Origin of the sequence: Azoarcus taiwanensis, from assembly GCF_012910885.1 — a bacterium.
Taxonomy (GTDB): Bacteria; Pseudomonadota; Gammaproteobacteria; order Burkholderiales; family Rhodocyclaceae; genus Azoarcus_F; species Azoarcus_F taiwanensis.
This window is the reverse complement of the sequence record NZ_WTVM01000189.1, coordinates 1-5,755: the sequence shown is the minus strand read 5'-3', so window position 1 is coordinate 5,755 and position 5,755 is coordinate 1. Positions and strand designations below refer to the sequence as shown.

The 5,755-nt window shown below is 61.4% G+C and carries 6 protein-coding genes; 5 read left to right on the top strand and 1 reads right to left on the bottom strand.

The window, feature by feature from the left end; all coding sequences use genetic code 11:
• Positions 1-505: helix-hairpin-helix domain-containing protein (locus GPA21_RS18905; protein ID WP_246262055.1), on the top strand; the 505-nt coding region annotated here is incomplete at its 5' end.
• Positions 502-1,395, top strand: a complete 894-nt coding sequence (gene galU / locus GPA21_RS18900; protein WP_168989639.1) for a UTP--glucose-1-phosphate uridylyltransferase GalU — start codon at positions 502-504, stop codon at positions 1,393-1,395. The genes GPA21_RS18905 and galU, both read left to right, overlap by 4 nt.
• A 63-nt stretch (positions 1,396-1,458) precedes the next feature.
• On the opposite strand, the gene typA is transcribed toward galU, so the two are convergent.
• On the bottom strand, positions 1,459-3,270 hold the full coding sequence (typA, locus tag GPA21_RS18895) for a translational GTPase TypA (protein WP_168989638.1): 1,812 nt from the start codon (positions 3,268-3,270) through the stop codon (positions 1,459-1,461).
• Positions 3,271-3,534: 264 nt separating this feature from the next.
• On the opposite strand from typA, the gene GPA21_RS18890 reads away from it, so the two are divergent.
• The 3 genes from GPA21_RS18890 (at position 3,535) to GPA21_RS18880 (ending at position 5,691) form a co-directional block, all read left to right on the top strand.
• Positions 3,535-4,275, top strand: coding sequence for an S-methyl-5'-thioinosine phosphorylase (locus GPA21_RS18890; protein WP_168989637.1), 741 nt, complete (start codon positions 3,535-3,537; stop codon positions 4,273-4,275).
• Positions 4,269-4,469: a hypothetical protein gene (locus tag GPA21_RS18885; protein ID WP_168989636.1), complete on the top strand. Its 201-nt coding sequence runs from the start codon at positions 4,269-4,271 to the stop codon at positions 4,467-4,469. The genes GPA21_RS18890 and GPA21_RS18885 overlap by 7 nt, the downstream gene beginning before the upstream one ends.
• 274 nt (positions 4,470-4,743) lie before the next feature.
• Entirely contained in the window at positions 4,744-5,691 is a 948-nt protein-coding gene (locus GPA21_RS18880; RefSeq protein WP_168989635.1) for a 1-phosphofructokinase family hexose kinase, read from the top strand.
• Positions 5,692-5,755 lie beyond the last annotated feature (64 nt).

The window sequence follows — 5,755 nt, the reverse complement described above, 5'->3', positions numbered from 1 at the left end:
CCGCAATGTTGGCGAGGCCACGGCGCGCGATCTCGCGCACCATTTCGGATCGCTGGACGCCGTGCTCGCAGCTGACCTCGACAGCCTCCAGCAGGTCCCAGACGTGGGGCCGGTCGTGGCGAGGAGCATCGTCGAGTTTCTGAACGAGCCGCACAATGTCGAGGTCATCGAGCAGCTCAGGGCCGGGGGGGTGCGCTGGACGGAAGGGCCGCCATCCAAGCCTGCGTCCGGCGTGCTCGACGGCAAGACGCTGGTGCTCACCGGCACGCTGCCGACGATGACACGAGATGAAGCCAAAGCCATGATCGAGGGCAATGGTGGCAAGGTCACCGGTTCGGTGTCGAAGAAGACCGATTACCTGGTTGCCGGCGCCGATGCCGGCTCCAAGCTCGCCAAGGCCGAAACCCTCGGCGTGGCGATACTCGACGAAGACGGCCTGCGCGGGTTGATTGCCGCGGGCGTTTCGCAGAATGCACTCGAATCCGTTGAACAGGACATTGAATGAAGAAGATCACCAAGGCAGTCTTTCCAGTTGCGGGCATGGGTACCCGCTTTCTCCCGGCCACCAAGGCGAGTCCGAAGGAGATGCTGCCGATCGTCGACAAGCCGCTGATCCAGTATGCGGTCGAGGAGGCGGTGGCGGCCGGCATCACGGAGCTCATCTTCATCACTGGCCGGACCAAGCGCGCGATCGAGGACCACTTCGACAAGGCCTACGAACTCGAGACCGAACTGGAGGCTCGAGGCAAGCATGCAATGCTGGAATTGGTGCGCAAGACCGTGCCGGCTGGTGTGAACTGCATCTACATCCGTCAGGCGGAGGCGCTCGGGCTTGGGCATGCGGTATTGTGCGCATCCCACGTGGTGAGCGACGATGAAGCCTTCGCGGTTATTCTCGCGGATGATCTGCTGGACAACCCCGGAGGTGATCCAGTGATGAAACAGATGGTCGATGTCTTCAAGTACAACCGTTGTTCGGTGCTCGGCACCATGAACGTGCCTCGCGAGGATACCCGTCAGTACGGAATCGTCAGCACCGAGAGCGCGACCGGCAAGACTCAGCGAATGACCGGTATCGTCGAGAAACCCAAACCCGAAGAAGCACCCACCACCCAGGCCGTCGTCGGACGTTACATCCTGACGCCGCGAATCTTCCAGCATCTGCGCGAACTCAAACCCGGCGCGGGTGCAGAGCTGCAACTCACCGACGCCATCGCTTCACTACTGGAGGAAGAAGCGGTGCTGGCCTACGAATTCGATGGCCAGCGCTTCGATTGCGGTTCGAAGCTTGGGTATCTCAAGGCGACGGTCGAATTTGCGTTGCGCCACCCGGAGGTTGCTGAGGACTTTTCCGAATATCTCGATTCCCGCCGGGAGCGCGCCGGTAGCGCTTGATCGGCCCGCCGCTAAAACGAAAACGGCGACCAAGCGGCCGCCGTTCTTTTTACTCGGGCCGGATCAGGCCTCGCGCGAGGCGCGCTTGCGCTCGTGCTCTTGCAGCAGTCGCTTGCGCAGGCGTATGGACTTGGGCGTGACCTCGACGAGTTCGTCGTCGGCAATGAACTCGATTGCCGATTCGAGGCTGAGCTGAATCGGCGGCACCAGGCGCACCGCTTCGTCGGAGCCGGAGGCGCGGACGTTGGTGAGCTGCTTGCCCTTGATTGGATTGACGACGAGGTCGTTGTCGCGGGTGTGAATACCAATGATCATGCCTTCGTAGACCGGATCGTTGTGACTGACGAACATGCGGCCCCGGTCCTGAAGTTTCCACAAGGCATACGCGACGGCCTGGCCGTTCTCCTGGGAGATCAGCACACCATTGCGGCGTTCGGACATGGTGCCGGCCATCGGGCCGTAGTCGTCGAACACGTGACTCGCGAGGCCCGTGCCCCGAGTGAGGGTGAGGAATTCCCCCTGAAAGCCGATCAAGCCCCGCGCCGGGATGCGGTATTCGAGGCGGGCGCGTCCCTTGCCGTCCGACTGCATGTCGAGCAACTCGCCGCGACGTCGGCCGAGCTCTTCCATGACGCCGCCCTGATGCTCTTCGTCGATGTCCACGGTGAGCATCTCGTATGGTTCGCTCTTGACGCCGTCGATATCACGGAACACCACTCGCGGACGTCCCACCGCCAGTTCGAAGCCTTCGCGGCGCATGTTCTCGATCAGGATGGTCAGATGCAGTTCGCCGCGGCCGGAGACCAGAAACACGTCCGAGTCGTTGGTGTACTCGACACGCAGAGCGACGTTCTTCAGCAACTCCTTTTCAAGGCGTTCGCGAATCTGGCGACTGGTCACGAACTTGCCTTCGCGACCAGCCAGCGGCGAGGAGTTGACCATGAAGTTCATCGTCAGCGTGGGTTCATCGACCGCGATCGGCTTGAGTCCCTCTAGTGCGTCGGGGTCGCAAAGGGTGACGCCGATGTTCACCTGCTCGACGCCGGACACCAGCACGATGTCACCAGCCTCGGCGCTGTCGGCCTGGCTGCGCTCGAGCCCCTGGAACGTGAGGACCTGACCAATCTTGGCTTTGCCGCGGTTTTCGTCGCCATACATCACCACAACTTCCTGGTTGGGGCGGATGCGTCCGCGCTTGATCCGGCCGATGCCGAGCTGGCCGACGTAAGTCGAATAATCCAGCGAGCAGATCTGCAACTGCAGCGGGCCGTCGCTGCTGACCTCGGGCGGCGGCACGTACTGCAGGATCGCCTCGAACAAGGGCTTCATATCGGTGCCCGGCTCGTTGGCGTCGAGCATTGCGAAACCGTTCAGCGCCGAGGCGAAAACCACGGGAAAGTCGAGCTGCTCGTCGGTCGCGCCGAGCTTGTCGAAGAGGTCGAAGGTGTGATTGATCACCCAGTCCGGGCGGCTGCCGGGGCGATCTATTTTGTTGATCACGACGATCGGCTTGAGTCCGAGCGCCAGTGCCTTGCGAGTGACGAAACGGGTTTGCGGCATCGGTCCTTCGACCGCATCGACGAGCAGCAGCACACCGTCGACCATGGACAGTACGCGCTCGACTTCGCCACCGAAATCCGCGTGTCCCGGGGTGTCGACGATGTTGATGTGGGTGTCGCCGTACTGGATGGCGCAGTTCTTTGCCAGAATGGTGATCCCGCGCTCACGCTCGATATCGTTGCTGTCCATGACACGTTCGGACACCGCCTGGTGCGATGCGAAGGTGCCGGACTGGCGGAGGAGTTGATCGACCAGGGTGGTCTTGCCATGGTCGACGTGGGCGATGATGGCGATATTGCGGATGGCGCGGGACATTGGGCGAGCTTTGTATGGTTTGAAATAACCGTAAATTATAGCATTCTCAGAAGCTTGCACTATTGGCTTGTTCCGACTCCTCGGCGCAGTCCTCTTGACCCTCCCCGTGCATCGTGAAGTGAAGCACTACCGGAAGAAGCTGCCCTTGGTGCCTGACCGTGTCGTGCAGCAGCGGCACCGGTCGCCCCGACCCACACCCTGAGGCGACGTGACGCTGTTGGCGATGCGGGCTAGAATCCGCCACAACACACACGGGGGATCTTCATGCTTGCAATCATTGGCGGCAGTGGGCTGACCAAGCTTTCGACACTGGAACTGGTACGCAGGGAAGTGGTGCGCACGCCTTACGGCGAGCCATCCGGTGCCTTGATGTTCGGTAAACTGTGCGGCACTCAGGACGTCGTCTTTCTCGCGCGCCATGGCTATGGGCATACCATTCCGCCGCATCAGGTCAATTATCTTGCGAATATCTGGGCGCTCAAACAGGCCGGAGTCAGCGAGATTCTCTCGGTTGCATCGGTGGGGGGCATTCGTGCCGATCTCGGACCGGGCAAGCTGGTTGTCCCCGATCAGATCATCGATTACACGTGGGGGCGACCGAGCACCTATTTCGAGGGCGATGACCAGGTCGTACATCACATCGACTTCACGCATCCGTATGACGAAGCGCTGCGCCAGCGCATTCTCGCCGCGGCCAAGGCGGTGTCTGAAGAAGTTGTGGATGGCGGCGTGTACGCGGCGACGCAGGGGCCGCGCCTCGAGACCGCTGCCGAAATCAATCGCCTGGAAAGGGATGGGGCCGATGTCGTCGGAATGACCGGCATGCCGGAGGCGGTGCTCGCTCGGGAGCAGGATTTGCCCTATGCGGCAATCAACGTCGTCGCCAACTATGCCGCCGGACGTGCATCGAGCGAACACGGGATAGCGTTCGACGAGATCGAGGTGGTCTTGCAGGGCGCAATGGCCCGAGTGAGAACGATTCTGGAGTGCTACTGCGAGTGTTGAGTCGTTCAGTGCCGGGTTGCGTTTCCTTCCAGCACCCGGCGCTGAACTTCATGTGGCACGCCACGTTCGGTCATGTTGAGCCTTGCATTGGCGTGATCTCCGCCGAGCATCAGGTATTCGATGATTTGTCCAACGAACTGCCGCATGACAAGGTCGATGCGTTGGTCAGGACGATCGTGAACCATGGCTACTGAGTCCCCTGATTGTGGTTTTCTTCTTCTTGGTCGAAACTCCCGGCCGAGAGTCCGTTGCATTGCGACAAAGCGAATTTTATGCCAGAAATCACGTGGCTTGATATATCAAGGCAATACGTCACGAACCAGGTGAAATCGAGACGAGGGTCTCGACGACTGTAAAGAAAACCGACATCTCCAGCGATCCTTTGGTGCATCGTAGCGACGCCATGGGTGGCGTCATGATGTCGGATTCCGCATCGGTACGCGACGAGCGCGACATTCGAGTGAAGCCATGACCCAGATCCTCACCGTAACCTTGAATCCGGCAGTCGACTTTACGACCGCGGCCGATCACATCGAACCTGGGCCAAAGCTCAGGTGCGACCCACCGGTCATCGAACCGGGAGGCGGTGGCGTGAATGTTTCGCGGATGATTCGCCTGCTCGGTGGGAACTCGACCGCGCTTGTCGCGATCGGTGGTGCCACCGGCGAGTTGATGCGCACTTTGATGGCGGGCGAGGCGCTGGATTGCGTGTTTGTGGAGGCGTGTGGCGATACCCGCATGAGCTTCGCGGTGCACGAACGGGGCACGAGTGACCAGTATCGCTTTGTGCTGCCTGGGCCCGAACAGGATGAAGCGTTCGCTCGGCGTGTTGTCACACGGCTCGAAGCGCTTCTGCAGGAGAGGCACTATTCGTGTGTCGTCGGTAGCGGCAGTCTCCCGCCGGGCGTTCCTGACGATTTTTATGGGCGGCTGGCCGAGATCTCGGCCAGGCACGGGGCCAGGTTCATTCTCGATGCTTCTGGGCCTGCATTGATCGCAGGCCTGGGACCGCACGTGGCGGTGGTGAAACCAAACGACATCGAGGCCCGCATGCTGGCGGAATCGCTCGGTCTCGCCTCCGACGACTTCGTGGCACTCGGGCAGCATCTGGTTGCTCACCGCAAGACGCAGGCGGCGGTGCTCACACTGGGCGAGGAAGGCGCGCTGCTGGTCACCGAATCCGGGGTCAGTCACGTCAGACCCCCATCAGTGCCTGTCGTCAGCAAGGTGGGAGCTGGTGACAGCTTCGTCGGCGCCATGGTGCATGGCCTTGCCAGCGGGATGGCGATCGAGCAGGCCTTCGCGCTCGGTGTGTCTGCGGCGGCAGCTGCCGTGATGACGCCTGCCACCGAGCTTGCCCGCCGTGAAGATGTCGAGCGGATCTACGCCACGATCTCTGCAGACAGTGCGAGCTGACCTAACATCCGGATTCAGTCGCCAGATGAGGGGCGCTGCCAGACGCAGCGGCCCAGAACATGGG